Below are 22,546 nucleotides of genomic sequence, written 5' to 3'. Positions count from 1 at the left end.
TGGTGTCACTCGGCGAGGATCCGGCGCAGCCACCGCACCCGCGCGGCCTTCGCGGCACGGGAGATCTCCGCCTGCGGCGCAAACGAGTCGAACCCGTGGTAGCCGCCCGGCCACACGTGCAGCTCGGCCGACCCGCCCGCGAGCCAGATCCGCCGCGCGTAGTCGACGTCCTCGTCGCGGAAGGACTCCGCCGAGCCGACGTCGATGAACGCCGGCGGCAGCCCGGACAGGTCGGTGGCCCGCGCCGGGGCGGCGTAGGGGGAGACGTCCGGGCCGCCGCGCGCGGAGCCGAGCAGCGCCGTCCAGCCGGTGTCGTTCGACGTGCGGTCCCACACGCCGAGCCCCTTCATCTGGTGCGTCGACGGGGTCTCGTTGCGGTCGTCCAGCATGGGCGCGACCAGCAGCTGCCCCTTCAGCCGCGGACCGCCCCGGTCCCGGGCCATCAGGGCGACGGCCGCGCTCAGCCCACCGCCCGCGCTGCCCCCGGCCACGACCAGCCGGGACGGGTCGATGCCCAGCTCGGCGGCGTGCTCGCGGGTCCACAGCAGCCCGGCGTAGCAGTCCTCGACCGGCACCGGGTGCGGGTGCTCGGGCGCCAGCCGGTACTCCACCGACACCACGACCAGCCCGAGCTCCAGCGCCCAGGCCAGCGGCTCGTCGAGCCCGACGCGGTTGGTGCCCACGACCATGCCGCCACCGTGGATCCAGTAGATCGCGGGCGCGGGTGTGTGCAGCCCGGTGGGTCGGCCGACGACCACGGACACCTCGTCCGACACCCGACGGTCCACCAGCTCGATGCGGCCGTCCTGGCTCAGCTCGTCGTCGGAGAGCAGGCGTGCGCCCATGCCCTCGCGCATCGCGGGGATCATGTCCGGCAGGATCGCGGGCGGGACCTGCTCGGCGATGACGTCGAGCATGGCCGCGGCTTCGGGGTCGAACGCCGGTGGCGGGCCGTACGGGGCGCTGGTGGTCATCGGGCCTCCTGGTCACGACGGTGGGGAACACCATCCTGACCCGGCCGGCACGCGCCGGGTGGCGGGTGTTGCCCGCCACCCGGCGGGTGCCTAGCCCAGCTTGCCGATGATCTGCTCGCCGTAGGCGTGCAGCGTCTGTTCGCGCTGGTCGTGCATCAGGTACACGGCGAACTGGTCGACCCCCAGGGCGGCCAGTTCCTGCAGCCGCGCCACGTGCGCCCCCGCGGGGCCGGTCAGGCAGAACCGGTCGACGATCTCGTCCGGGACGAAGTCGGTCGACGGGTTGCCCGCCTTGCCGTGGTGGGCGTAGTCGTAGTCCTGCCGCTCGCGGATGTAGTCGGTCAGCTCGTGCGGCACCGGGCCGGACTCGCCGTAGCGGGCGACCAGGTCGGCGACGTGGTTGCCGACCATCCCGCCGAACCACCGCAGCTGGTCGCGCTGGTGCGGCAGGTCGTCCCCGACGTACGCGGGCGCCGCGACGCAGATCGTGATGCCTGCCGGGTCCCGCCCCGCCGCCCTGGCCGCCTCGCGGACCGAGCCGATGGTCCACTCCGCGATCGCCGGGTCGGCGCACTGCAGGATGAACCCGTCCGCGTGCTCACCGGCCAGCTGCAGCGCCTTCGGCCCGTAACCGGCCATCCACATCTCCAGCCGCCCGCCGCGCACCCACGGGATCCGCACCGGGGTGTCGCCGAGCACCACCTCCCTGCCCTCGGCCAGCTCCTTGATCGCGTGCATCGCGTCCCGGACCGTGGCCAATGTGGACGGTCGTTTGCCGATCACCCGGTGCGCCGAGTCGCCACGCCCGATCCCGCACACCGTGCGGTTGCCGAACATGTCGTTGAGCGTGGCGAACAACGACGCGAGCACCGACCAGTCCCGCGTGCCCGGGCTGGTGACCATCGGCCCGACCGTCATCGCCGAGGTGGCGGCCAGGATCTGCGAGTAGATGACGAACGGCTCCTGCCACAGCACCACGGAGTCGAACGTCCAGCCGTAGCCGAACCCGCAGTCCTCCGCCGCCTTCATCAGCCGGATCACCTCACGCGCGGGCGGATCCGTCTGCAGCACCACACCGAAGTCCATGACGGCTCCCTAGTTCAGGTACTGGCACAGGTCCCGGGACAGGAACTTCCCGTGCCCGGCGCTGCCGGAGAACCCGGACGGCGACACGATCACGCGGCCGCGGGAGAGCACGGTCTCGACCTTCCCGGTGATCTCGAAGCCCTCGTACGCCGAGTAGTCCACGTTCATGTGGTGCGTCTCGGCGGACAACGTCTGCTTCGCCGCCGGGTCGTAGACCACGATGTCGGCGTCCGAGCCGGGCGCGATCACGCCCTTGCGCGGGTACAGGCCGAACATGCGCGCCGGGGTGGTCGAGCACGCCTCCACCCAGCGGCCCAGCGAGATCTCGCCGGCCACCACGCCCTGGTGCAGCAGGTCCATCCGGTGCTCGACACCCGGCATGCCGTTGGGGATCTTCGAGAAGTCCCCGCGGCCGAGCTCCTTCTGGTCCTTGAAGCAGAACGGGCAGTGGTCGGTAGACACCACGCTCAGGTCGTTCGTGCGCAGCCCGCGCCACAGGTCGCCCTGGTGCCACTTCTCCCGCAGCGGCGGGGAAGCGACGTACTTCGCGCCCTCGAAGTCCGGCTTGGCCAGGTCCTCGATGGACAGGTACAGGTACTGCGGGCAGGTTTCGGCGAACACGTTCTGCCCGGTGTTCCGCGCTTCCGCGACGGCCGCAAGCGCTTGCGACGCCGACAGGTGCACGATGTAGAGCGGCGCACCGGTCACCTGCGCGAGCCGGATCGCCCGCGACGTCGCCTCGCCCTCCAGCTCCGGCGGCCGGGTCAGCCCGTGCTGCACCGGATCGCCCTTGCCCTCGGCGAGCGCCTGCGCGACCAGCTGGTCGATCGCGATGCCGTTCTCCGCGTGCATCATGATCGTGGCGCCGGTTTCGGTTGCCTGCTGCATCGCGCGCAGGATCTCGCCGTCGGTGGAGTAGAACACGCCCGGGTAGGCCATGAACATCTTGAAGCTGGACACCCCGGCGTCGATGCAGGTCTGCATCTCCTTGAGCGTGGTGTCGTTGACGTCGGACAGGATCATGTGGAACCCGTAGTCGACGGCGCAGTTCCCGTCGGCCTTCTCGTGCCACTTGTCCAGCGTCGGCTGCAGCGCGGAACCCTTGGGCTGCACCGCGAAGTCGATGATCGTGGTGGTGCCGCCCCAAGCCGCCGCGGTGGTGCCGGTCTCGAACGTGTCGTGCGAGAACGTGCCGCCGAACGGCATTTCCATGTGGGTGTGGGCGTCGATCCCGCCGGGCAGCACGTACTTCCCGGTCGCGTCGATCACCTCGTCGGCGGTGTCGAACAGCCCGGGCGCGGCGACCGCGGCGATCGTCTCGCCCTCGACGAGCACGTCCGCGCGGCTCGCCCCGGTGGTGGACAGCACGGTGCCGCCCTTGATCAGCGTGCGCATGCGTTCTCCCTCAGGGCGCCACGAGCGGGTCGTAGGAGTCCGGGCGGCGGTCCCGGTAGAACTGCCAGAGGTTGCGCACCTCGGACAGCTTGTCCATGTCCAGGTCCCGCACCACGACCTCGTCCTCGGTGTCCGATGCGGCGTCGCCGACCAGCTCGCCGCGCGGGTCGACGAAGTAGGTCTGGCCGTAGAAGTCGTTGTCGCCCAGCGGTTCCACGCCGACCCGGTTGATCGCGCCGACGTAGTACTCGTTCGCCACGGCCGCGGCGGGCTGCTCCAGCCGCCACAGGTACTGCGACAGGCCGCGGCTGGTCGCCGACGGGTTGAACACGATCTTCGCCCCGGCCAGGCCCAGCGCGCGCCAGCCCTCCGGGAAGTGCCGGTCGTAGCAGATGTAGACACCGATGCGGCCGACCGCGGTGTCGAACACCGGGTAGCCGGTGTTGCCGGGCCTGAAGTAGAACTTCTCCCAGAAGCCCTTGACCTGCGGGATGTGGTTCTTCCGGTACTTGCCCAGGTACTTGCCGTCGGCGTCGATCACGGCTGCGGTGTTGTAGTAGACGCCGGCCTGCTCCTCCTCGTACATCGGCGCCACGATCACGATGCCGTGCCGCTCGGCGACCTCCTGCAGCAGCTTCGTCGTGGGGCCGTCCGGGATGCCCTCGGTGTAGGAGTAGTAGTCGGCGTCCTGCACCTGGCAGAAGTACGGACCGTAGAACAGTTCCTGCAGGCACACGACCTGCGCGCCCTGCGAGGCGGCGGTGCCGATCGCGTCGACCGCGCCGGCGATCATCGAGTCCTTGTCACCCGTCCACCGCTGCTGTACCAACGCGGCTCGGACCAGATTGCTCACGGGTTTCCTCCTTCGGTTGACGGTGCGCCCAGGACAGCGCGAGGTAGACGACGAAGGCGCCGGCCAGACCGGCGACCCAGCTGTAGTCGTAGACGGGCTTGAGGAACGGGATCAGCCCGTCGGCGGGGAACGGCCCCTGCGAACTCGGCGCGGTGTAGGCGCCGCCGACCGCGAGCACCCCGCCGACGGCCGTGGCCACCAGCGCGCGCCAGTTCCAGCCGGCGCGGAACCAGTACCGCCCGCCCTCGGCGTAGAGCCCGGCCAGGTCCAGGTTGGTGCGCTTGACCACCCAGTACCCGGCCACCAGCACCCCGGCGACCGCGCCGAGCACGCCGCCGTAGAAGCCCAGCCAGGCGAAGATGTAGATGTCGGGGTCGGAGTAGAGCTTCCACGGCATGATCACCACGCCGATCACGCCGGTGATCAGGCCGCCGACGGCGAAGGTGATCCGCTTGGGGAAGGCGTTGGAGAAGTCGTAGGACGGGCTGACCACGTTCGCCGCGAGGTTCGCCGAGATCGTGGCGAGCACCAGCGCGATCAGCGCCACCACCACCAGCGCCGGGCTGGAGAACCGGTCGGCCAGCTGCGCCGGGTCCCAGATCGCCTCGCCGTAGAGCACCTGGCCGCCGGAGGTGGTCAGGATCGCCACGATCGCGATGAACGTCATCGTGGTCGGCAGGCCGAGCACCTGGCCGCGGGCCTGTTTGCGCTGGCTGCCGCCGAAGCGGGTGAAGTCCGGCATGTTCAGCGACAGCGTCGACCAGAACGCGATCATCGCCATCAGCGACGGCGCGAAGATCTTCCAGAAGTCGGCGCCCCAGCCGAGCTTCGCCGGTTCGGACAGGATCGGGCCGAGGCCGCCCGCCTTGATCAGCACGTAGGCGAGCAGGATCAGGAACCCGACCGACACCAGCGGCGCGGTCCAGTTCTCGAACCGCCGCACCGCCTCCATGCCGCGCCAGATGATCAGCATCTGGACCACCCAGAAGATGCCGAACGACAGCCACAGCGTCCACGGCTGGCCGCCCACCTCGGCCGCGTTGCGCCAGCCGGAGCCGGTCAGCTTGCCGACCAGGATGTAGATCGCCTCGCCGCCGACCCAGGTCTGGATGCCGAACCAGCCGCACGCGATGAACGCCCGCAGCAGCGCGGCCAGGTTCGCGCCCCGTATCCCGTAGAAGGCGCGCGCGAACACCGGGAACGGGATTCCGTACTTGGTGCCTGCGTGGCTGTTGAGCAACATCGGGATCAGCACGATCAGGTTGCCCAGGGTGATCGTGATGAGCGCCTGGAGCCAGTTCATCCCCAGCGCGATCAACGACGCGGCGAGCGCGTAGCTGGGAATGTTGTGCGCCATTCCCATCCACAGGGCGAAATAGTTGTAGGTGCTCCAGGTGCGCTTTTCGACGGGCACCGGAGCGAGCTCGTCGTTGAAGAACCGGCTACCCCGGATCGGCGCGGTGTCGCTGAGATCCACCCGGCCGTCCGGTCGCGTGATCTGCGAGGTGGGTTCCATTGCGGAATCCTGCTCGTCCCCGCGGCGGGGGAGGCACTGTCAGAGTGTTCACCGTTGCCCGCGTCGGAACGCATTGTGTCGATTGCGCCCGGCGCGGGCCGGTGCATCACCCGGATGTGAAAGCCGGTTGTGACAGCCGGTCAACCTACGCGAAACACGGGCTCAGAATTCGAAGACCCCGCCGGACTCGGCGGCCGCGGCGCACTTGTTGCCGAAGGTGTGGGTGTAGACCACCGGCTTGCCGCGCCAGTGGCCCTTGGCGGTGGCCGTGGTCGGGCTGTAGATCATCGGGCACACCGTCGCCTCGCCGGGGATGCGCTCGATGTCGCCGTCCACAGTGGTCAGCGTGGCGCAGGCCTTGGTCTTGCCGGGGTGGCTGCCGCCCGCCGGGTGGCAGTCCAGGCTCACGGTGACGACCCGGCCCGCGCCGTCCTGCAGGGAGAGCATCAGGCTGGCCGCGGGGGTCTGGGCGGGCGGGGCGGCCAGGGCCAGCACCGACGCCGCGGCGGGGAGTAGGGCGGAAAAAGGCATATCGGGGCTATCGGCCGGTCCAGCCCGGATCTGTGTTACCGGTTCGGGTGATCGTCGGAAAGATCATGGGCCAGCAGCGCGAGGTAGAGCGACAGCATCGATTCAGGGTCTTCCAGCGGCACGCCGAGCACCTGCTCGATGCGCGCGAGCTGCTGGTAGTAGGCGGTGCGGGAGGTGTGCGCGGCCGCGGCCGCCGCGGACTTGTTGCCGCCGTGCTCGCAGTAGTGCCGCAGGGCCTGCACCAGCCGGGTGCCGGACGCCGCGTCCCGCGACAGCAGCGGGCCCAGCTCGCGCTCGGCGAAGGCCCGCACACGCTCGTCGTCGGCGAGCAGGTGCAGCAGGCCGCGCAACCGGACGTCCTGCAGCCGGTGCACCTCGCGGTCGGTGTCCGAGCGCAGCGCCGCCGCGGCGACGTGAGCGGCCTCGACCAGGCTGCGGCGGGCGTCGGCGGCGCTGTCCACGACCGTGCCGACCGCCAGCACCGTGGGCACCGACGTCGGCCGCGCCCGCAGCTCGGCGGACAGCCGCCGCAGCACCGCGTCGACGTTGGCCTGCGGCGACAGCGACAACAACGCGCGCACGCTGACGTCGTCGACGACCGCGACGAGCGCGGACACCTTCGCCCGGCGGGTGGCCAGGGAGACGGTCTCGGCGAGGTCCCGCAGCACGGTCGGCGCGGACGCCGCATGCCGTTGCGACGCGGTCATCCGGGGCCGGACCGCGACGCCCACCAGCCGCCCGGACAACGGCGAGCCCAGTGCGGCCGCACGCGCGAGCAGCTCGGTGGACGGGGCGGGCGAGGTCATCAGCTCGGCGAGCACGGCCCGGTGCGCCTGTCGCTCCAGGCTGTCCGCCTCGCGGGCGACCAGCCGGTGCACGGCGAGCGCGGACGCCGCCCGCTCGGCGACCACGACGTGCCGGTCCGGCGGCGGCTCGTCGCACACGACCACCAGCCGTCCCCAGTCGTGCCCGCGGGCGCCGACGACGGTGACCAGCCAGCCCGCGTCGGCGTGGTAGCCAGTCCGCTCGCCCAGGTGCACGGTGCGGGAGCGGGACGGCCAGCCGGTCAGCAGCTCGGCCGGATCGGTGCCCGCGGAGTCGTAGGCGAGCACCTCGTGGGCCAGGGTCTCCAAAACGACCGGCGACTCGGTCATGCGCGCGACCTCGCGCAGCACCTCGGCCGGCTCCGCGCCCGCGACGGTGAGCTGCGTGAACACCTGGTGCACGTGCTCGGCCGCGCGCAGCTCGGCGACCTGGGCGTCCACGATCAGCCCGTTCACCGCCTCGGTGACCGCGACGTACCGCGTCTCGCGGGACAGGGTGATCAACGGCAGCTCGTGCCGCGCGGCCGCGTCGACCAGCGCCCGCGGCAGCGCGTCGCTCCAGTGCCGGACCAGCTCGACCACCAGCCCGGCGACCCCGGCCTCGGCGAGCCCGTCCACGTACTTCGCCAGCTGCGCGGCGTCGTCCGGCAGCGCGATCCCGGTGGTCAGGACCAGCTCGCCGCCCTTGAGCAGGTGCCCGATGTCGGCGACCTCGGCGACGTGCACCCACCGCACCCGGGTGTCCAGCTTCTGCCCGCCGGCCACGACCTTCGGGCGGCCGTGCCGCAGCACCGGCAGGGCCAGCACGTCCGCGACCGTCGGGTACAAGCGCCACCACCTCCGCAGAAAGCAGACTGTACGGCCGATCGGGCCATTGGGTACATGTTGTGTGTGGTGGCCGGGCGCGGCGGCCACCGAGACTGGCGGGCATGAGCGAATCGGAGCTGCTGGCCCGGCACCGGGCGGTCCTGCCGAACTGGCTGGCCCTGTACTACGACGAGCCCCTGGAGATCGTGCGAGCGCAGGGGAGGCGGGTCACCGATTCCTCCGGAACCACCTATCTGGACTTCTTCGCCGGCATCCTCACCAACGCCATCGGCTACGACGTCGCCGAGATCTCCGACGCGATCCGCGCCCAGGTCGACTCCGGCGTCCTGCACACCTCGACGCTGTACCTGATCCGCAAGCAGGTCGAGCTCGCCGAGCAGATCGCGGAGCTGTCCGGCATCCCGGACGCGAAGGTGTTCTTCACCAACTCCGGCACCGAGGCCAACGAGACCGCGCTGATGCTCGCGACCCAGTACCGCCGCTCCAACCAGGTGCTCGCGATGCGCAACAGCTACCACGGCCGGGCGTTCGCCACGATCGGCATCACCGGCAACCGCGGCTGGTCGGCCAGCTCGCTCTCGCCCGTGAAGGTCTCCTACGTCCAGGGCGGCTACCGCTACCGGGATGCCTTCCGCAACCTGTCCGACGCCGACTACGTGCGTGCCTGCACCGACGACCTGCGGGACGTCCTGGAGACCACCACGTCGGGCGACGTGGCCGCGTTGATCGCCGAGCCCATCCAGGGCGTCGGCGGGTTCAACGTCCCGCCGGACGGGCTGTTCGCCGCCTTCAAGGAGGTCCTCGACGAGTACGGCATCCTGCTGATCTCCGACGAGGTCCAGACCGGCTGGGGCCGCACCGGCGAGCACTTCTGGGGCATCCAGGCGCACGGCGTCACACCGGACGCGATGACGTTCGCCAAGGGCCTCGGCAACGGGCTGGCGATCGGCGGCGTCGTGGCGCGCGGCGACCTGATGGACTCCATCACCGCGAACTCGATCTCGACCTTCGGCGGTAACCCGGTGTCCACCGCGGGTGCGAAGGCGACGCTGGACTACCTGCTCAGCCACGATCTCCAGGGCAACGCCGCGAAGCAGGGCGCGCGGCTGCTGACCGGGCTGCGCGACATCGCCGAGCGCTACGACGTCGTCGGCGACGTGCGCGGCAAGGGACTGATGATCGGCGTCGAGCTGGTCGAGCCGGACGGCGCGCCGAGCCCGGAGTCCGCACGGCTGGGGCTGGAGGAGACCCGTGCCCGTGGTCTGCTGGTCGGCAAGGGCGGGCTGCACGGCAACGTGATCCGGCTGGCGCCGCCGATGACCCTGACCGACGACGAGACCGGCGAGGCGCTTGAAATCCTGCGGGAGTCGATCGCCGCCGTGCAGGAGGCGCGGAAGTGACGCAGCGGATCAGCCACTGGATCGACGGCAAGAGCTGGGCTGGGGTCGCGGACCGGACCGGGGAGGTGTTCGACCCCGCCACCGGTGAAGTGCGCGCTCGCGTGGACTTCGCCGGTGGCGGGCAGGTGGACGAGGCCGTCGCGGCGGCCGCGCGCGCCTTCCCCGGCTGGCGGGACACCTCGCTCGCGGCCCGGTCGCGGGTGCTGTTCCGGTTCCGCGAGCTGCTCACCGAGCGCAAGGACGAGCTGGCGGCGATCATCACCGCCGAGCACGGCAAGGTCCTCTCGGACGCGGCCGGTGAGATCGCGCGCGCCATCGAGAACGTCGAGTACGCCTGCGGCGCGCCGCAGATGCTCAAGGGCGGGTTCAGCGAGAACGCCTCCACCGGGGTGGACGTGTACTCGATCGCGCAGCCGCTCGGCGTGGTCGGGGTGATTTCGCCGTTCAACTTCCCGGCGATGGTGCCGCTGTGGTTCGTGCCCAACGCGCTGGCCTGCGGCAACACGGTCGTGCTCAAGCCGAGCGAGAAGGACCCGTCGGCGTCGCTGTTCATCGCCGAGCTGTTCGCCGAAGCCGGGTTGCCGGACGGGGCGCTCAACGTGCTGCACGGGGACAAGGTGGCGGTCGACGGGCTGCTGACGCACCCGGTGGTGAAGGCGATCTCGTTCGTCGGCTCGACGCCGATCGCGCGGTACGTCTACGAGACCGCCACCGCGCACGGCAAGCGAGTGCAGGCGCTGGGCGGGGCGAAGAACCACATGGTCGTGCTGCCCGACGCCGACCTCGACCTCGCCGCGGACGCCGTCGTGTCGGCCGGGTTCGGGTCGGCGGGGGAGCGGTGCATGGCGGTGTCCGTGGTGGTCGCCGTCGACCCGGTCGGCGACGAGCTGGTGTCGAAGATCGCCTCGCGGATGGGTTCGCTGACGGTCGGCGACGGGCGGTCACCGGAATCGGAGATGGGCCCCCTGGTGACCGCGGCGCACCGCGACCGGGTGCAGTCCTATGTGGAGGCCGGCGTGTCCGCGGGGGCGTCGCTCGTGGTGGACGGCCGGTCGGTTTCCGTGCCCGGCGGCGGGTTCTGGCTCGGGCCGACGCTGTTCGACCGGGTGCGCACCGACATGTCGATCTACACGGACGAGATCTTCGGACCGGTGCTGTCGGTCGTCCGCGCCGGCAGCTACGACGACGCGCTGGCGCTGGTGAACGCCAACGCCTACGGCAACGGGACGGCGATCTTCACCAACGACGGCCGCGCCGCGCGGCGGTTCCAGAACGAGGTCGAAGTCGGGATGGTCGGGCTCAACGTGCCCATCCCGGTGCCCGTCGGGTACTACTCGTTCGGCGGCTGGAAGGACTCCCTCTTCGGCGACAGCCACGCCTACGGGCCGGAGGGGTTCCACTTCTTCACCCGGACCAAGGTCGTCACGTCGCGCTGGCCGGACCCCTCGCAGGGCGGGGTGAACCTGGGCTTCCCGCGCAACTCCTGAGCGCCCGCTCACCGAGCTGGGACACGCCGCCCGCGCCTTCCGTAAACTCGTGGTGAGATACCCGCCGTAGGAGTTCGGAGGTGAGGCGTGCCCAGCTCGGAGGAGCGTCGCTTCGAGGTCCTGCGCGCCATCGTCGCGGACTACGTGTCGACCCACGAGCCGGTCGGCTCCAAGGCGCTCGTGGACCGGCACAGTCTCGGCGTGTCCAGCGCGACGGTGCGCAACGACATGGCGGTGCTGGAGGAGGAGGGGTACATCACCCAGCCCCACACCAGCGCCGGCCGCATTCCCACCGACAAGGGCTACCGGCTCTTCGTCGACAAGTTGTCCGAGGTCAAGCCGTTGAGCCCGGCCGAGCGGCGGGCCATCATCAGCTTCCTCGACGGGGCGCTGGACCTGGACGACGTCCTGCGCCGCTCGGTGCGGCTGCTCGCGCAGCTGACCAGGCAGGTCGCGGTCATCCAGTACCCGACGATGTCGAACTCGTCGCTGCGCCACCTGGAAGTGGTGCCGCTCACACCGGCCCGCCTGATGCTGGTGATCATCACCGACTCCGGGCGCGTCGACCAGCGCACCGTCGACCTCGGCGACGTGATGACCGAAGAGAACGTCGCCCGCATCCGCGAGATGCTCAACGCGGCGCTGGCCGGCCGCCGCCTCACCGACGCGGCCACCCGGGTCACCGAACTGCCCGACCAGGCGCCCGGCGAGCTGCGCGACGCCCTCGTGCGGATCTGCACGTTGCTGGTCGAGCACCTGGTGGAGCACCCCGAGGAACGGCTGGTCCTCGGCGGCACGGCGAACCTCACCCGCAGCGTCGCCGACTTCCCCGGGTCGCTGCGCCAGGTGCTCGAGGCGCTCGAAGAACAGGTCGTGGTGCTCAAGCTGCTCGCCGCGGCGCGCAACCCCGGTGCGGTCACCGTTCGCATCGGTGAAGAGAATGAAGACGAGCAGATGCGCAGCACCTCGGTCGTGTCGATCGGTTACGGCAAGAACGACATGCTGCTCGGCGGTATGGGTGTGGTCGGTCCGACCCGGATGGACTACCCCGGCACGATCGCCGCGGTGCGCGCGGTGGCCAACTACGTGGGGCAGATCCTGGCCGGCGGCTAGCCAGGGCGATGCTTGTCTAGGAGGACGGTTCAGAAGGTGGCCAGGGACTACTACGGCATCCTCGGGGTGCCCAAGAACGCGAGTGATCAGGAGATCAAGCGCGCCTACCGCAAGCTCGCCCGCGAGCTGCACCCCGACGTCAACCCGTCCGAGGACGCCCAGCACAAGTTCAGCGAGGTCACCACGGCGTACGAGGTCCTGTCGGACCCGCAGAAGCGCAAGATCGTGGACCTCGGCGGCGATCCGCTGGACAACGGGGCCCGCGCCGGTGGTGGCGGCGGCGACCCGTTCGGCGGGTTCGGCGGTCTCGGCGACATCATGGACGCCTTCTTCGGCGCGGCCACCGGCGGCGGCCGCGGGCGCGGTCCGCGCAGCCGCGTCCAGCCCGGCTCGGACGCGCTGATCCGGATCAGCCTCAGCCTCGAAGAGTGCGCGACCGGGGTCGACAAGGAGATCACCGTCGACACCGCGGTGCTGTGCGACCAGTGCCACGGCAACGGCACCGCCCCCGGCGGCACCGTCAAGACCTGCGACACGTGTGGCGGGCAGGGTGAGATCCAGTCCGTGCAGCGGTCCTTCCTCGGCCAGGTCGTCACCTCGCGGCCGTGCCCGGTGTGCCGCGGCTTCGGCGAGGTCATCACCGACCCGTGCCGCCAGTGCGGTGGCGACGGCCGGGTGCGCGCCCGCCGTTCGGTGACCGCGAAGATCCCGGCCGGTGTCGGCGACGGGATGCGGATCCGGCTGTCGGCCCAGGGCGAGGTCGGCCCCGGTGGCGGCCCGGCCGGCGACCTCTACATCGAGGTCGACGAGGAGCCGCACGAGGTGTTCGTGCGCGAGGGCCACGACCTGCACTGCAACCTGCGGATCCCGATGACGGCGGCCGCGCTGGGCGCCACGGTGCCGCTGGAGACCCTGATCGACGGCGAGTACGAGCTGTCGGTGGACCCGGGCACCCAGTCGGGCACCGAGCTGGTGCTGGCGGGGATGGGCATGCCGCGGCTGCGCTCGTCCGGGCGGGTCGACGGGCGGGGTGACCTGCACGTCCACGTGGACGTCGCGGTGCCGACCAAGATCGACGAAGCCCAGCGCGAGCTGTTGCAGCAGCTGGCCCAGCTGCGCGGCGAGGAGGCCGGGGTGACGTCCAACGGGCGGCACCAGGGCGGGCTGTTCTCGAAGCTGCGCGCCAAGAGCCACAAGTAATGCCGTCCACCACGCCGCCGGTGTTCCTGGTCGAGGAGCTGCCGGCGGGTTCGCGGTTCGCGTTGTCCGGCGAGGAGGCCCGCCACGCGGCGACCGTGCGGCGCATGCGCGCGGGGGAGCGGCTGGTCGCCTCCGACGGCCGGGGTTCCGCCGCGGAGTGCGTGATCGCGGAGGTCCGGCCGGGCCGTGAACCGGTGCTGGACCTGGAGGTGTCCCGGCGGTGGACGGAGGCCGCGCCGGCGCTGCGGGTCGTGGTGGCGCAGGCGCTGGCCAAGGGCGACCGCGGCGAGCTGGCCGTGGAGCTGGCGACGGAGGCCGGCGCGGACGAGATCCTGCCGTGGCGGGCCGAGCGCAGTGTGGTGCGCTGGGAGGAGGGCCCGCGCGGGGCGAAGGCGCTGGCCCGCTGGCAGAACACCGCCCGCGCGGCGGCCAAGCAGGCCCGGCGGGCGTGGGTGCCGCCGGTGCGCGAGCCGGTGAGCACGGCCGAACTGGCGGCGGTCGCGGCCGACGCGGCGTGCGCGGTGGTGCTGGAGGGCAGTGCTTCGCGGCGGCTGACCGAGCTGTCGCTGCCCGCCGCCGGTGATCTGCTGCTGGTGGTCGGCCCGGAGGGCGGCATCACCGACGGCGAGGTGGACGCCCTGACGTCGGCGGGTGCGATCGGGGTCCGGCTGGGACCGACCGTGCTGCGCACGTCCACCGCGGCCGCGGTGGCCCTGGGCGCACTCGGCGCGATGACGTCCCGCTGGGCCTGACCGTCACGCGCTGTCGTCGCCGGACCGGGCGAACCGTGGAACCGGTCACCTCGGCGGAACATCACGGAAACCGCACCGCAAGCGGCTCAACGGCTGATTCGCGTACCGCCCGTCTTCGAAACCTGGAAAAAATTGGGTGTCGACTGTGGCGCGCCGGGCATCGCACCCATTACCCTGACCCACACGACACCTGGGGTCGCCCCCGGGTGCCCAAAGCCCCGCCGGACACCTCCCCCCTCGGTCCGGCGGAGCCGCGGAGGCGGTGGAGCGACCCCCAGGCTCCACCGCCCCGCGGCGTCTACCGCGAGTCGCGACTTCCCTTGCGCCACCGCACTTCCCGCACGCGATAGGGTTCGGCGCATGAGTGATGCCGAGACGCTGTTCGAGCGGATCATCGCCGGTGAGATCCCGAGCGAGAAGGTGTACGAAACTGAAACGACATTCGCGTTTCGGGATATCCAGCCGCAGGCTCGCGTGCACGTGCTCGTGGTGCCGAAGAAGCGTTACCGGAATGTCGCCGAGCTGGCCGCGGCCGATCCGCAACTGCTCTCCGACGTGCTGACGACCGCCGCGAAGGTCGCCGAACTCGAGGGCATCGCCGAGTCCGGCTACCGAGTGGTCTTCAACACGGACAGTGACGCCGGTCAGACCGTCTTCCACGTGCACGCGCACGTCCTCGGCGGAGAACAGCTCGGGTTCTTCGGGCGAGTCGCGAAGTAACCGACTGCGCGCGCCCCGCCCGGCCCGCTAGCATCGATGGGGTAAGCAGGAAGAGAGCAGCGGAAACGCAGAAGGCAGGCCCGAGGACACTTGGCCGGAACCGCACAGGGTGGAGCCGCCCGATCGGACGTTCCCGAGAGCGCCGGGGACGTCACTGAGACCACCGGAACCGCACGGAGCACGCGCAGCGCCCAGTCCCGGTTCCCCATTCCGGACGGCGCGGTGCTGACGCTGCTCGGATCCCGCGACGAGAACCTGCGGGTGGCCGAGGAACTGCTGGCCGCCGACGTCCACGTCCGGGGCAACGAGGTCACCCTCACCGGGGAGCCCGCGGACGTCGCGTTCGGCGAGCGCGTGTTCGCCGAACTGGTCGCGCTGGCCGGGCGCGGCCAGCAGGTCGGCCCGGACACCGTCCGCCGCACCGTCGGCATGCTGTCGGCAGGCGGCGCGGAGTCGCCGGCCGAAGTGCTCAGCATGGACATCCTGTCCAGGCGCGGCCGCACCATCCGACCCAAGACGCTGAACCAGAAGCGCTACGTCGACGCCATCGACAAGCACACGATCGTGTTCGGGGTCGGCCCGGCCGGCACCGGCAAGACCTACCTGGCGATGGCGAAGGCCGTGCAGGCGCTGCAGGCCAAGGCGATCACCCGGATCATCCTCACCCGCCCCGCGGTCGAGGCCGGGGAGCGGCTCGGCTTCCTGCCGGGGACGCTGTCCGAGAAGATCGACCCGTACCTGCGGCCGCTGTACGACGCGCTGCACGACATGGTCGACCCGGACTCGATCCCGCGCCTGATCCAGGCTGGCACGATCGAGATCGCGCCGCTGGCCTACATGCGCGGCCGCACCCTCAACGACGCGTTCATCATCCTCGACGAGGCGCAGAACACCACGCCCGAGCAGATGAAGATGTTCCTCACCCGGCTCGGCTTCGGCTCGAAGATCGTGGTGACCGGCGACATCACGCAGGTCGACCTGCCGAGCGGGCAGAAGTCGGGCCTGCGAGTGGTGCGTGAGATCCTGGAAGGCGTGGAAGACTTGCATTTCGCCACGCTGACCAGCTCCGACGTGGTGCGCCACCGGCTGGTCGGGGACATCGTGGACGCCTACGAGAAGTGGCAGGCCGAGCAGGACGCCGAGCGCGGCACCGGCACCGGGAACGGCTGGCGGGGCCGGCACTGAGCATGACCATCGAGATCGCGAACGAGTCCGGCGTCGCGGTGGACGAGACGTCGATCGTCTCAGCCGCGCGCTTCGCGCTGGACCGCATGGAGGTCAGCCCGCTCGCCGAGCTGTCGGTGGTGCTGGTGACCCTGGACGTCATGTCCGACCTGCACGAGCGGTGGATGGACCTGCCCGGTCCCACCGACGTCATGGCCTTCCCGATGGACGAGCTGGACGCCGCCCGCCGCCCCGACGCCGGTGACCCGTCGCCTGCGCTGCTCGGCGACATCGTGCTGTGCCCGGCCTTCGCCAGGGACCAGGCCCGCACCGCCGGTCACTCGCTGCTCGACGAGCTGCACCTGCTGACCGTGCACGGCGTGCTGCACCTGCTCGGCTACGACCACGCCGAGCCCGCCGAGGAACGCGAGATGTTCGGGCTGCAGAAGCGGATCCTCGCCGACTTCCAGGCCGCCGTCGCGGAGGCGAGGCGCCGCGACGCGCAGCGCACGGCCGACGACCGGCTGCTGGGGGCAGCGGGCCTGGACGGCCCCGCCGACGCCGAAAGCTGAGGCTGCCGGAGATGGCGAGTTCGGCCGCTCTCCTGGTGATCGCCGTGGCGCTGGTGCTGCTCGGCGCGGTGCTGGCGGCCGCGGACGCGGCCGTGAGCACCGTGTCCAAGGCCCGCGCGGAGGGGCTGGTCCGGATGGGCCGGCCCGGCGCCCGCCAGCTGGCCATGGTGATCGACGAGCGGCGCAGGCACATCAACCTGCTGGTGCTGCTGCGGCTGGGTTGCGAGCTGACCGCGACGGTCCTGGTCACCGTCGTGTTCCTGCGGTGGATCAAGCCGGAAGCGCTGGCGCTGGTGGTGGCCGCGCTGGTGATGGTGCTGGTCAGCTACGTCCTCATCGGCGTCGGGCCGCGCACCATCGGCCGCCAGTACCCGTACCGCGTGGGCACGGTCATCGCCTGGCCGGTGCGGGTCCTCGGGTCGATCCTCGGGCCGCTGTCCCGGCTGCTGATCATCCTCGGCAACGCGATCACCCCCGGCCAGGGCTTCCGCGAAGGCCCGTTCACCACGGAAATCGAGCTGCGCGAGCTGGTCGACCTTGCCGAGGAACGCGGTGTGGTGGAGCCGGGCGAGCGGCAGATGATCCACTCGGTGTTCGAGCTCGGCGACACGGTGGCGCGCGAGGTGATGGTGCCGCGCACCGAGATCATCTGGATCGAGCAGACCAAGAGCGTCCGGCAGGCGCTCGCGCTGTCGTTGCGCACCGGGTACACGCGGCTGCCGGTGATCGGCGAGTCGGTGGACGACATCGTCGGCGTGGTCAACATCAAGGACCTGGTCCGGGCGCAGCTGGAGGGCGGCGAGGCCAAGCCGGTGTCGGACCTGATGTACCCGGCCAGCTTCGTGCCCGACTCCAAGCGCCTGGACGACCTGCTGCGGGAGATGCAGGTGTCGCACAACCACCTGGCGATCGCGGTCGACGAGTACGGCGGCACCGCCGGCCTGCTGACCATCGAGGACATCCTGGAGGAGATCGTCGGCGAGATCACCGACGAGTCCGACCTGGAGGAACGGCCGCCGGTCGAGCACCTCGACGACCGGACGGTCCGGGTGTCCGCGCGGCTCGGCGTCGGCGACCTGGGCGAGCTGTTCGGACTGGAGCTGGAGGACCACGACGTGGAAACGGTCGGCGGTCTGCTCGCCCAGCGGCTCGGGCGCGTGCCGCTGCCCGGCGCCGAAGCCGAAGTGGACGGCCTGCGGCTGCACGCCGAGGGCGGCAAGGACCGCCGCGGCCGGATGCGGATCACGACCGTGGTGGTGCAGGCGGAGAGCGACGAGCTGGCCGGACGTAGGGTGCGTACCGGGAACGGTGACCACGACGAGGCCGACAGGAGTGTGGACCATGCCTGACCTGGACCCGGAGGACGAGAAGATCGTCATCCTCGCCCGATCCGCGCGGGCGCGGAACTCCGCCGCCGAGGGCGCCGCGGTGCGCGACACCGACGGCCGCACCTACGCGGCCACCACGGTCGACCTGCCCTCGTTCAAGATCACCGCGTTGCAGGCGGCGGTCGCGGCGGCGGTGTCCAGCGGGGCGGAAGGCCTGGAGGCGGCCGCGGTCGTCACGGCCGAGCCGTTCGTGGCCGAGGCGTCCGTGCAGGCGGTGCGCGATCTGGCGAAGACGGCGACGATCCTGCGGGCCGATCCGTCCGGGACAGTGCAGGAAGTCCTGTGACCCACCGCTCCGGTTTCGCCTGCTTCGTCGGCCGTCCCAACGCCGGCAAGTCCACCCTGACCAACGCGCTGGTCGGCACCAAGGTCGCGATCACCTCGAGCAAGCCGCAGACCACCCGGCACGCCATCCGCGGCATCGTCCACCGCGACGACGCCCAGCTGGTCATCGTGGACACGCCCGGCGTGCACAAGCCGCGGACCCTGCTCGGGCAGCGGCTCAACGACGTCGTGCGCGAGACGTGGTCCGAAGTGGACGTCGTCGGGTTCTGCGTGCCCGCCGACGAGAAGGTCGGCCCCGGCGACCGCTACATCGCGAGCGAGCTGCGCAAGGTCGCCAAGGGCACGCCGGTCATCGGGATCGTCACCAAGACCGACGTCGCCAAGCCGGAGCAGATTGCCGAGCAGCTGCTGGCGCTGCAGGACGTGCTGGACTTCGAGGAGCTGATCCCGGTGTCCGCCGTGGACGGTTTCCAGGTGAAGCAGCTGGAGGACCTGCTGGTCGCGCGGCTGCCGGAGGGTCCGCAGCTCTACCCGGACGGCGACCTGACCGACGAGCCGGAGCAGACGCTCGTGGCGGAGCTGATCCGTGAGGCGGCGCTGGAGGGCGTGCGCGACGAGCTGCCGCACTCCATCGCGGTGACCGTCGAGGAGATGCTGCCGCGCGAGGACAAGCGGGACCTGCTCGACATCTACGCCACGGTGTACGTCGAGCGGCCCAGCCAGAAGGGCATCATCCTGGGCCACCAGGGCGAGCGGATGAAGGCCGTCGGGGCGCAGGCGCGGCAGCAGATCCAGAAGCTGCTGGGCACGAAGGTCTACCTCAACCTGCACGTGAAGGTCGCCAAGGACTGGCAGCGCGACCCGAAGCAGTTGCGCCGCCTGGGTTTCTGACGGTTCCGCCGGTCCTCACCGGAGCACCGGGTACGCTGCCGCCCGACGTGATCCACTCCGAGGGGGAAATCCAGTGACCAATCCCTTTGGGCAGCCGCCGGGGCAGCAGCCCTACGGGCAGTACCCGCAGACCGGCCCGCAGCCCTATGGCCAGCCGTCCGGCGGGTTTCAGCAGCCGTACCCGCAGCCTGGTTACCCGGCGTACGGGCCGCCGCAGGGCTATCCCGGCCAGCCGCCATATGGCCAGCCCCAGTACGGGGCCATCCCGCCGATGCCGGGCCAGGCGCACATCGTCGTGCCGGGGTCGCAGATCCAGTTCCGGCACACGCCGCCGCTGGTGCTGGCGACGATGGGCAGCCGCTTCCTCGCCCGGCTCGTGGACGGGCTGATCATCGGCGTGCCGCTGACGATCCTCGTGCTGATCCTGCAGCTCGCCGTGCTCGCCGGCGACCCGAGCACGTGGTGGATCTTCCTCCTGTTCCTGCCGCTCACCTCGCTGTCGGTGCTGGTGTACGAGGGCGCGATGCTCGCCACGCGCGGCGCGACGGTCGGCAAGAACGTGGCGGGCATCCGGATCGTCACCGAGCAGTCGGCGGGACAGCCGGGCGCGGGGATCGGCGGCGGGCCCGCGTTCACCCGGCTGGCCACGATGGTGCTGCCGGGCCTGATCCCGTGCGTCGGCGGTCTGGTCGAGCTGCTGGTGGTGCTGTCGCCGTTCTTCGACGAGCAGGCGCGCCAGGGCTGGCACGACAAGGCCGCGAAGACTTACGCGATCTCGACGAAGGCGCTGTACTGAAGGCATGGGCGAACGGTCGTGGCGGAGCGTGCGGGCCACGCCCGCCGTGGCCGCCGCCGGTCTCGCGGCCGGGGTGGCGCTGGGCACCGGCGTGCTCCGGATCCCGTGCTGGTTCCACGCGCTGACCGGCCTGGACTGCCCGTTCTGCGGCGGCAGCCGGGCGCTGGGCGCGTTGTTGCACGGCGATGTGGTCGCGGCCCTGTCGTACAACGCGTTCGCGCTGGTGGTGCTCCTCCCGCTGGCGGTGGCCACGCTGGTCGCGGCGCTCCGGTGGGAGGCCGGGCTGGCGGGCAGGTGGTGGCCGCCCGGAGCGCGGGGACGGTGGCTCACGCTGGCCGTCGCCGGTGCCGCGCTCGTGTGGTGGGCAGGGCGGAACCTGCCGTTCGCGCCGTTCACCGGGTTGTCCGCGTACGCGTGAGACCATGGGGACGTGAGTCTTTATCGCGACACCGGCGTGGTGCTGCGGGTCCACAAGCTGGGTGAGGCGGACCGCATCATCACCTTCCTCACGCGGCGGTACGGCAAGGTCCGGGCCGTCGCGAAGGGGGTGCGCCGCACGACGTCGCGGTTCGGGGCGCGGCTGGAGCCGTTCGGGCACGTCGACGTGCAGTTCTACACCGGGCGCACCCTGGACGTGATCACGCAGGTCCAGACGGTCGACGCGTTCGCGTTGCCGCTGGTGGGCGACTACCAGCGCTACACGGCGGCCAGCGCGATCGCCGAGACCGCCGACCGGCTCACCGTCGAGGAGGGCGAGCCGGCGATGCGGCTGTACCTGCTGGTCGTGGGGGCGTTGCGGGCGCTGGCCGACGGTCAGCGGGACGCCTCGCTGGTGCTGGACGCGTTCCTGCTGCGGGCGATGGCGTTCGCGGGCTGGGCGCCGGCGATCACCGAGTGCGCGCGGTGTGGCCTGCCCGGCCCGCACACCGCGTTCAACGTGCAGGCGGGCGGCCTGCTGTGCGGCAACTGCCGGGTGCCGGGGTCGGTGCATCCGGCGCCCGAGGTGCTGGTGCTGCTGGAGTCGCTCCTGCACGGCGACTGGGACGTCGCGGAGGCCTCGGTCGCCGGGACCAGGCGGGACGCCAGCGGCATCGTGGCCGCTCACCTGCAGTGGCACCTGGAGCGGCAGCTGAAGTCGTTGCCGCTCGTCGAGAGGCGTGCCAGGGAGCTCCAGCCGGGCAAGTAGGGTCGGAAGCCGCAACCCGAGGCAGTGGGAGGATCAGGTGCGGCTCAAGGCACGTGCGGCGCGTTCGGCGGCAGTGGAACTGCGGGCCCCGGACCCGCACCCGTCCGGCGCGAAGCCGCCGGCGATCCCCGCCGAGCTGGTGCCGAACCACGTCGCACTGGTCATGGACGGCAACGGCCGCTGGGCCAACCAGCGCGGCCTGCCGCGAATCGAGGGGCACAAGCGCGGCGAGGCCGTGATGATCGACGTCGCCAGCGGGGCCGTCGAACTGGGCGTCAAGTGGCTGTCGGTGTACGCGTTCTCGACGGAGAACTGGAAGCGCAGCCCCGACGAGGTGCGGTTCCTGATGGGCTTCAACCGGGACACGATCCGCCGCCAGGTCGACTACCTGGGCTCGATCGGCGTGCGGATCCGGTGGGCCGGGCGCGCGCCGCGGCTGTGGCGCAGCGTCATCAAGGAGCTGCAGGCGGCCGAGGAGAAGACCAAGCACAACACGTTGCTGAACATGACGATGTGCGTGAACTACGGCGGGCGCGCGGAGATCGCCGACGCGGCCCGCCAGGTGGCGCGGCTGGCCGCCGAGGGCAAGATCAACCCGGACAAGGTGGACGAGCGGATGCTCGCGAAGTACATGTACCAGCCGGAGATGCCGGACGTGGACCTGTTCCTGCGGCCCTCCGGCGAGCTGCGGACGTCGAACTTCATGCTCTGGCAGTCGGCCTACGCCGAGTTCGTGTTCCAGGACACGCTGTTCCCGGACTTCGACCGGCGCCAGCTGTGGGCGGCGTGCGAGGAGTACGCGCGCCGGGACCGCCGGTTCGGCGCCGCGGTGGACGCGGCGAAGGGGGCGTCGTGAACACGGAGGCGGCGGACACCGCGGAGCTGCTCAGCCGGGCCCGGGAGGCGCTGGAGACGTACCTGGAGGTCCACGTCGACGACGACGGCGCGTTGACGTTTTCGCACAATGGCGTGCCCTGCGTGATCCAGTCGACGCAGCTCGCCGAGGGCCTCACGGTGCTCAGCCTGACCTGCGTGGTCGGCTGGGACCTGCCCGACGACCCGGCCTTCGCGGCGAAGGCGGCCGAACGCGCAGGGCAGGGCCTGTTCGGCACGCTGGGGGTGCAGCACGCGGAGCGTGGGCTGGACCTGACGCTGCGGTACGCGTTCCCCGCGCAGGGGCTGGAGATCTCCGCACTGGGGACCCTGTTGATGCTGGTGGTCTCGACGGCTTCGCAACTGCGCGCCGAGCTGACGTAGGCCCCGGCTGCGCGGTTGAGTGGTTGCGCGGCTGGGCGGCGTGCAGTAGCGCAGCCCAGCCAGCCCTTTCACCGGTCCAGGATCCACCCTGCGGTGCTCCATGCCGCAGCCCCAGGCTGCGACGCTCCACTGCCCGAACCCCGACCGCGCTTCCCCCACCCTGCGTTCGCGCCATCCGCGTTCCAACCCCGGGCGGCCGCCACCCGGCGGTCCCGCGCCCGGCGTTCCCGCCACCCGGTGTTCCCGCGCCCGGTGGTCCTGCCGCCCGGTGTTCCCGCGCCCGGTGGTCCTGCCGCCCGGTGTTCCCGCGCCCGGTGGTCCTGCCGCC

The 22,546-nt window shown here is 71.3% G+C and carries 23 protein-coding genes; 16 read left to right on the top strand and 7 right to left on the bottom strand.

Annotation, left to right across the window (positions count from 1 at the left end; genetic code table 11):
• Nucleotides 1-5: 5 nt before the first annotated feature.
• From ABZ193_RS03025 to ABZ193_RS02995, 7 genes are all read right to left on the bottom strand, one after another.
• On the bottom strand, nucleotides 6-974 hold the full coding sequence (locus tag ABZ193_RS03025) for an alpha/beta hydrolase (protein ID WP_020416595.1): 969 nt from the start codon (nucleotides 972-974) through the stop codon (nucleotides 6-8).
• Between the two features lie 90 nt (nucleotides 975-1,064).
• The gene (locus tag ABZ193_RS03020) at nucleotides 1,065-2,060 is read right to left on the bottom strand and encodes a TIGR03842 family LLM class F420-dependent oxidoreductase (protein ID WP_020416596.1); all 996 of its coding nucleotides are present in this window, start codon (nucleotides 2,058-2,060) and stop codon (nucleotides 1,065-1,067) included.
• Between the two features lie 9 nt (nucleotides 2,061-2,069).
• Nucleotides 2,070-3,455 (bottom strand): dihydropyrimidinase, encoded by a 1,386-nt coding sequence (hydA, locus tag ABZ193_RS03015; protein ID WP_354708663.1) that lies wholly within the window; start codon nucleotides 3,453-3,455, stop codon nucleotides 2,070-2,072.
• Nucleotides 3,456-3,465: 10 nt separating this feature from the next.
• Nucleotides 3,466-4,308 carry a nitrilase-related carbon-nitrogen hydrolase gene (locus ABZ193_RS03010; protein WP_237337307.1) on the bottom strand — a complete coding sequence of 281 codons (843 nt, stop codon included), beginning with the start codon at nucleotides 4,306-4,308 and terminating at the stop codon, nucleotides 3,466-3,468.
• Entirely contained in the window at nucleotides 4,259-5,824 is a 1,566-nt protein-coding gene (locus ABZ193_RS03005) for an NCS1 family nucleobase:cation symporter-1 (protein WP_354708661.1), read from the bottom strand. Before ABZ193_RS03005 ends, ABZ193_RS03010 begins: the two co-directional genes overlap by 50 nt.
• A 162-nt stretch (nucleotides 5,825-5,986) precedes the next feature.
• Nucleotides 5,987-6,355, bottom strand: coding sequence for an SSI family serine proteinase inhibitor (locus ABZ193_RS03000; RefSeq protein WP_017981223.1), 369 nt, complete (start codon nucleotides 6,353-6,355; stop codon nucleotides 5,987-5,989).
• A 35-nt stretch (nucleotides 6,356-6,390) separates the two neighbouring features.
• The gene (locus tag ABZ193_RS02995) at nucleotides 6,391-8,007 is read right to left on the bottom strand and encodes a PucR family transcriptional regulator ligand-binding domain-containing protein (RefSeq protein ID WP_354708659.1); all 1,617 of its coding nucleotides are present in this window, start codon (nucleotides 8,005-8,007) and stop codon (nucleotides 6,391-6,393) included.
• A gap of 101 nt (nucleotides 8,008-8,108) precedes the next feature.
• On the opposite strand from ABZ193_RS02995, the gene ABZ193_RS02990 reads away from it, so the two are divergent.
• The 16 genes from ABZ193_RS02990 (at nucleotide 8,109) to ABZ193_RS02915 (ending at nucleotide 22,218) form a co-directional block, all read left to right on the top strand.
• The gene (locus ABZ193_RS02990) at nucleotides 8,109-9,407 is read left to right on the top strand and encodes an aspartate aminotransferase family protein (protein ID WP_354708657.1); all 1,299 of its coding nucleotides are present in this window, start codon (nucleotides 8,109-8,111) and stop codon (nucleotides 9,405-9,407) included.
• A complete protein-coding gene (locus ABZ193_RS02985; RefSeq protein WP_354708655.1) occupies nucleotides 9,404-10,894 on the top strand; it encodes a CoA-acylating methylmalonate-semialdehyde dehydrogenase in 1,491 nt (496 codons plus the stop codon). The genes ABZ193_RS02990 and ABZ193_RS02985 overlap by 4 nt, the downstream gene beginning before the upstream one ends.
• An 87-nt stretch (nucleotides 10,895-10,981) precedes the next feature.
• Nucleotides 10,982-12,007 carry a heat-inducible transcriptional repressor HrcA gene (hrcA, locus tag ABZ193_RS02980; RefSeq protein WP_017981227.1) on the top strand — a complete coding sequence of 342 codons (1,026 nt, stop codon included), beginning with the start codon at nucleotides 10,982-10,984 and terminating at the stop codon, nucleotides 12,005-12,007.
• 36 nt (nucleotides 12,008-12,043) lie between these two features.
• Nucleotides 12,044-13,207, top strand: a complete 1,164-nt coding sequence (gene dnaJ, locus ABZ193_RS02975) for a molecular chaperone DnaJ (RefSeq protein ID WP_020416603.1) — start codon at nucleotides 12,044-12,046, stop codon at nucleotides 13,205-13,207.
• Nucleotides 13,207-13,959, top strand: a complete 753-nt coding sequence (locus tag ABZ193_RS02970; RefSeq protein WP_354708654.1) for a 16S rRNA (uracil(1498)-N(3))-methyltransferase — start codon at nucleotides 13,207-13,209, stop codon at nucleotides 13,957-13,959. Before dnaJ ends, ABZ193_RS02970 begins: the two co-directional genes overlap by 1 nt.
• Nucleotides 13,960-14,319: 360 nt before the next feature.
• Nucleotides 14,320-14,679, top strand: a complete 360-nt coding sequence (locus ABZ193_RS02965) for a histidine triad nucleotide-binding protein (protein WP_020416605.1) — start codon at nucleotides 14,320-14,322, stop codon at nucleotides 14,677-14,679.
• Nucleotides 14,680-14,769: 90 nt separating this feature from the next.
• Nucleotides 14,770-15,864, top strand: a complete 1,095-nt coding sequence (locus tag ABZ193_RS02960) for a PhoH family protein (RefSeq protein WP_027935652.1) — start codon at nucleotides 14,770-14,772, stop codon at nucleotides 15,862-15,864.
• A gap of 2 nt (nucleotides 15,865-15,866) precedes the next feature.
• On the top strand, nucleotides 15,867-16,415 hold the full coding sequence (ybeY, locus tag ABZ193_RS02955; RefSeq protein ID WP_017981232.1) for an rRNA maturation RNase YbeY: 549 nt from the start codon (nucleotides 15,867-15,869) through the stop codon (nucleotides 16,413-16,415).
• A gap of 11 nt (nucleotides 16,416-16,426) precedes the next feature.
• Nucleotides 16,427-17,764 (top strand): hemolysin family protein, encoded by a 1,338-nt coding sequence (locus tag ABZ193_RS02950; protein WP_020416607.1) that lies wholly within the window; start codon nucleotides 16,427-16,429, stop codon nucleotides 17,762-17,764.
• On the top strand, nucleotides 17,757-18,089 hold the full coding sequence (locus ABZ193_RS02945; protein ID WP_354708651.1) for a cytidine deaminase: 333 nt from the start codon (nucleotides 17,757-17,759) through the stop codon (nucleotides 18,087-18,089). The genes ABZ193_RS02950 and ABZ193_RS02945 overlap by 8 nt, the downstream gene beginning before the upstream one ends.
• Complete coding sequence (era, locus tag ABZ193_RS02940) at nucleotides 18,086-18,979, top strand: GTPase Era (protein ID WP_354708649.1); 894 nt, start codon at nucleotides 18,086-18,088, stop codon at nucleotides 18,977-18,979. The genes ABZ193_RS02945 and era overlap by 4 nt, the downstream gene beginning before the upstream one ends.
• Before the next feature lie 73 nt (nucleotides 18,980-19,052).
• Nucleotides 19,053-19,775 carry an RDD family protein gene (locus tag ABZ193_RS02935; RefSeq protein WP_354708648.1) on the top strand — a complete coding sequence of 241 codons (723 nt, stop codon included), beginning with the start codon at nucleotides 19,053-19,055 and terminating at the stop codon, nucleotides 19,773-19,775.
• Between the two features lie 4 nt (nucleotides 19,776-19,779).
• On the top strand, nucleotides 19,780-20,193 hold the full coding sequence (locus ABZ193_RS02930) for a DUF2752 domain-containing protein (protein ID WP_020416611.1): 414 nt from the start codon (nucleotides 19,780-19,782) through the stop codon (nucleotides 20,191-20,193).
• A 12-nt stretch (nucleotides 20,194-20,205) separates the two neighbouring features.
• Nucleotides 20,206-20,961: a DNA repair protein RecO gene (recO, locus tag ABZ193_RS02925; protein WP_039791214.1), complete on the top strand. Its 756-nt coding sequence runs from the start codon at nucleotides 20,206-20,208 to the stop codon at nucleotides 20,959-20,961.
• A 37-nt stretch (nucleotides 20,962-20,998) separates the two neighbouring features.
• Nucleotides 20,999-21,817, top strand: a complete 819-nt coding sequence (locus ABZ193_RS02920) for an isoprenyl transferase (protein ID WP_020416613.1) — start codon at nucleotides 20,999-21,001, stop codon at nucleotides 21,815-21,817.
• Nucleotides 21,814-22,218 (top strand): hypothetical protein, encoded by a 405-nt coding sequence (locus ABZ193_RS02915; protein WP_017981240.1) that lies wholly within the window; start codon nucleotides 21,814-21,816, stop codon nucleotides 22,216-22,218. The genes ABZ193_RS02920 and ABZ193_RS02915 overlap by 4 nt, the downstream gene beginning before the upstream one ends.
• Nucleotides 22,219-22,546: the final 328 nt, after the last annotated feature.

It is taken from the genome of Amycolatopsis sp. NPDC006125 (assembly GCF_040614195.1).
GTDB lineage: Bacteria > Actinomycetota > Actinomycetes > Mycobacteriales > Pseudonocardiaceae > Amycolatopsis_E > Amycolatopsis_E tucumanensis.
This window is presented reverse-complemented; position numbering and strand designations above follow the sequence as displayed.